Raw genomic sequence first — 3,387 nt, forward strand, 5'->3', positions numbered from 1 at the left:
TCAGCGACCTAGCTGACTTCATGGATTCGCGCGCCGCTTTCCTGGCGCAGAAAAGCATCGTCGAGTTCTGCCGCGTCAGGGCAGGGGTCTACTGGCAGAAGCTGTTCAGCGAGAAGGAGTTCCAGGCGTCGCTCAACCATTCACGCTGGCGCGCCTACCCTGCCTGCTATGCCATCGTGGCGGAAATGGTGGAGGGTGCGCTGCGCGAACCCGCCGGTGTGCGCCAGCGGGGTCTGCCGGCGGCGCTGGAAAAAGTGGCCTTGGCAAGCTTCTCCAAATATGCGGTTCCGGAGGGCTCGCCCCCGACTTTCTGGGAGGACGCCGCCGAGCTCACACGTCAACGCCTCGCCGCCACGCAGATCGGTCCGCCGCGGCCGGTGCGCGAAATCCCCGAGCCGCTGGCGCGAACGGTTTTCGAGATGGTCCCGATCCATCCCAATCTCCTGACCAACGACTATGACTATATCTTCAACTTCCTGAGGATGAATCTGCTGCGCGCGCATGAGGATTTCCTTGCGCAGGCTGACCGCAGCGCCCTCGTCGACGAGTTGCTGGGTGCCGCGCGCATCTGAGCTTTGTTCCGGCGCGCCGATATCCAGGGCTCCCCGTTCGGCCTCGCACCGTCCGAGCGTCGCCGGCTATGCGAACATCAGGTCCCGCACCAGGTCGGGTGCCGACTGGAGGCGCTTGATGAGGCTCTTGAGCTCTGCCTGCTGCTCGCGCGTCAGGGCATTGATCTCGATACGGTTGGATACAGGTATGCCAGCGTAGATGTCATGCGTCTGCTGAGCGAGCAGCAAGCCGATCAGCATGGAATGGCCGGCCAGCATCGCCTTCATGTCGCGCTCGCCGCCGATATCCTGCGCGATCAGTCTATCGAGCCGGGCACGCGTGCTCCGCTCGCGGATGCCGTGGCGAATTGCCAGCGTGCGTGCGGTCGCGACGATCGGAAAAAGGCCATACTTCTTGATGTCCAGCCGGCCATTTTCAAGCTGAAAGCCGCCAAAAACAGTGAAGGGATCGCCGGTTGTCATCTGCTCGCCGAGAAGCTTCGCGAATACCGGCTCGGCGTGGCCACGGTCATACGCATATTCGATGAACTGCGCGGCCAGCGTCGTATCACCGTGAACCGGCCGCAGATCGTAGACGATATCGACGTTGAGCAGATCCTCCGGCCGTAGGCGGCGAACCCAATCTTCGACGCGCCCCTTCCAGGTGTCGAGGCTTCCGCGGAATGCGGCATTCGCGGCCATTACCCCGCCTTTGCAATACGGCACGCCTGAGATGTCGAGCATGTCGGCGAGCTTGGTGCCGAGCTTTCTGAACCAGCTGTCTTCGGCCCCGCCCGGCTCGCCATCTGCGAAGACGATTGCGTTGTCCTGGTCGGGGGCTATCAGGCTTTCGCCACGGCCGCCTGAGCCGAGCACGAGCACGGCGTAGGCACAGGGCGGCGGGCCATGACCTTCGATCTGCATCTGTTGTTCGGCAAGCACGGCAGCGCGGCGGGTAAGCGAGCAAAGTTCATCGCTGATGATTTCCGCCACCGCGCGCGGGTCGATCGCTTCGCCGATGAGCGAACGTACCACGCCCGGCAGCATCGACCAGGTGGCGGCCAGTTCGGCGGCGTCCTTGGCATGTTCGATCGTGTCGTCGAGATCGATGGCAGCGGCGGCGCGCAGCCTCAGCAGGTCACGCGCCGAAAGCACGCCGACCAACACGCCCCCGTCGTGGACGGCGAGGTGGCGAACTTTCAGCCGATCCATGCGGCCGATCGCCCGATAAGCGAAGGCGGCGGCGCGGATGCTTATCAGCGGTCGCGTTGCGATGCTTCCGACCGGCATGTCAAAAGCCCGCTCGGCGTCGGACGATATGCGGCGCAGCAGGTCACGCTCGGTAACGATGCCATACTCCTCAATCGGTCGATCCGGCGTTCCTCGGTCGGACACCAGGACCGAGCTGATCTTGCGCTTGACCATGAGGTTGATGACCTGCCTTGTCGGTTTGGTCGATTTCACCACGACGGGCGGGCTGCTCATGAGGCTGCCGACGCGATGGCGATAGGCATAGGGATCAACCGGCTGAAACGCGGGAGCCTGGGGTCGCGACACCGGCTCGGCCCAGCCGGCGCGATGGCCGGCTTCGAGAGCATCCGAAAGGGCAAGGCAGGCGACTTCGGCCTCTCCGAGTGTTCGGATGTTGCGCTTGCGCAACTTCGGTATCAACCCGGCAAAGATGTCTCCCGCCGCGATCGCATCGCCCAGAGCCGAATGGCGGCCAGCTATCTCCAGGCGAAGCCAGGCGGCGATCGTCTCCAGCGAATGGTCCGCCAGATTGGGATTTGCTAGGGTTGCAAGAAGCCGGACGCACAGCGCCCGAGGCTTTTTCCAGGGCAAACCGGCGCGGCGGCATTCGCGCTCCAATACCGCCAGGTCGAAGCCGATCGAATGGCCGACGAGGATGCGGTCGCCGACGAACTCCTGGAATTGCGCCCATGCATCCGGGAAGCTCCCGGCGCCGTCAACATCGCCATCCGTGATGCCGTGGACGAGCGAAGCCTCGGACGGGATTGCTTCGCCAGGATCGATGAGGAGATCGAACCGAGGTTGCCGGACGACCTTGCCATGCGCGATGCCGATCGCGCCAATCTGGATTACGCGCGCCTTGGTGGCGTCGGGCCCGGTTGTTTCGGTGTCAACGGCGGCAGCCGCAATTGCTATCAGCGGTGTCGCGCCGGTCGCCGGCTTCAATTCCGTCCCCTTCGGCATAGCCGATAGCCTTCCTCTGCCGGATTTCTTGCCGAGACAGCGCCCTGTCGATGCCGGAAAGGTCGATCCTGCTTGCCCTGCAGCATAGAGCGCGCCGGCGGGCCGCGTCGATGGCCGAATTTCATGCTGTGGCGTTCGCAAAGATGCGCCGGCGAGTTGCACGCCCCTACGTCCATACCGAATCCCGAGGTACGCCCGTCCAGGCGGCACATTCGCCTTAAAGTGATTTGATACGGTCGCAGCGCTCCCGCACTGTCGGCGAGTTTGTTGCCGAGGCAGCCGATGGATGAGATCAGGCGGATTGCTGTGGAGTGCATCGGGCGCGCCGTAATGTTCGGATCGCTTGCCATCGGCTGTGTCATGGTCGGCTTCTCCTTCAGCCCGGTGTCCGCATTCCGCTCCGGCGCGTTCCTCACGCTGACCATGGTTCTGGCCCTGATGTGGAAAGCTATGACCGCAGCCAGCAAGGATCCCAAGCACACCGAAGTCTGGCTCTACCTCGATGAGAAATCGCGCCCAGCCGATGGTCCGGCGCGGCGGGTGTTCGGCACCATCATGGGCGACGTTTATAAACTCTACGCCAAGATCGCGCTTGGCGTGGCGGTTGGGTTCTTCCTGGTGT

General features: G+C 63.6%; 3 protein-coding genes. 2 read left to right on the top strand and 1 reads right to left on the bottom strand.

Annotated elements, in window-relative coordinates; genetic code table 11:
* On the top strand, positions 1-572 hold a 572-nt coding region (locus EOA85_RS30725; RefSeq protein ID WP_206523403.1), incomplete at its 5' end, for a hypothetical protein.
* A gap of 66 nt (positions 573-638) precedes the next feature.
* On the opposite strand, the gene EOA85_RS30730 is transcribed toward EOA85_RS30725, so the two are convergent.
* A complete protein-coding gene (locus EOA85_RS30730) occupies positions 639-2,765 on the bottom strand; it encodes a DUF294 nucleotidyltransferase-like domain-containing protein (protein WP_245486160.1) in 2,127 nt (708 codons plus the stop codon).
* Between the two features lie 282 nt (positions 2,766-3,047).
* On the opposite strand from EOA85_RS30730, the gene EOA85_RS30735 reads away from it, so the two are divergent.
* Positions 3,048-3,387: hypothetical protein (locus tag EOA85_RS30735; protein ID WP_127212238.1), on the top strand; the 340-nt coding region annotated here is incomplete at its 3' end.

Origin of the sequence: Mesorhizobium sp. M5C.F.Ca.IN.020.29.1.1 (assembly GCF_003997375.1) — a bacterium.
GTDB lineage: Bacteria > Pseudomonadota > Alphaproteobacteria > Rhizobiales > Rhizobiaceae > Mesorhizobium > Mesorhizobium wenxiniae.

Coding starts and splice junctions, on each gene's coding strand:
- EOA85_RS30730 (WP_245486160.1), bottom strand. CDS start 2,765: ATGCCGAAGGGGACGGAATTGAAGCCGGCGACCGGCGCGACACCGCTG.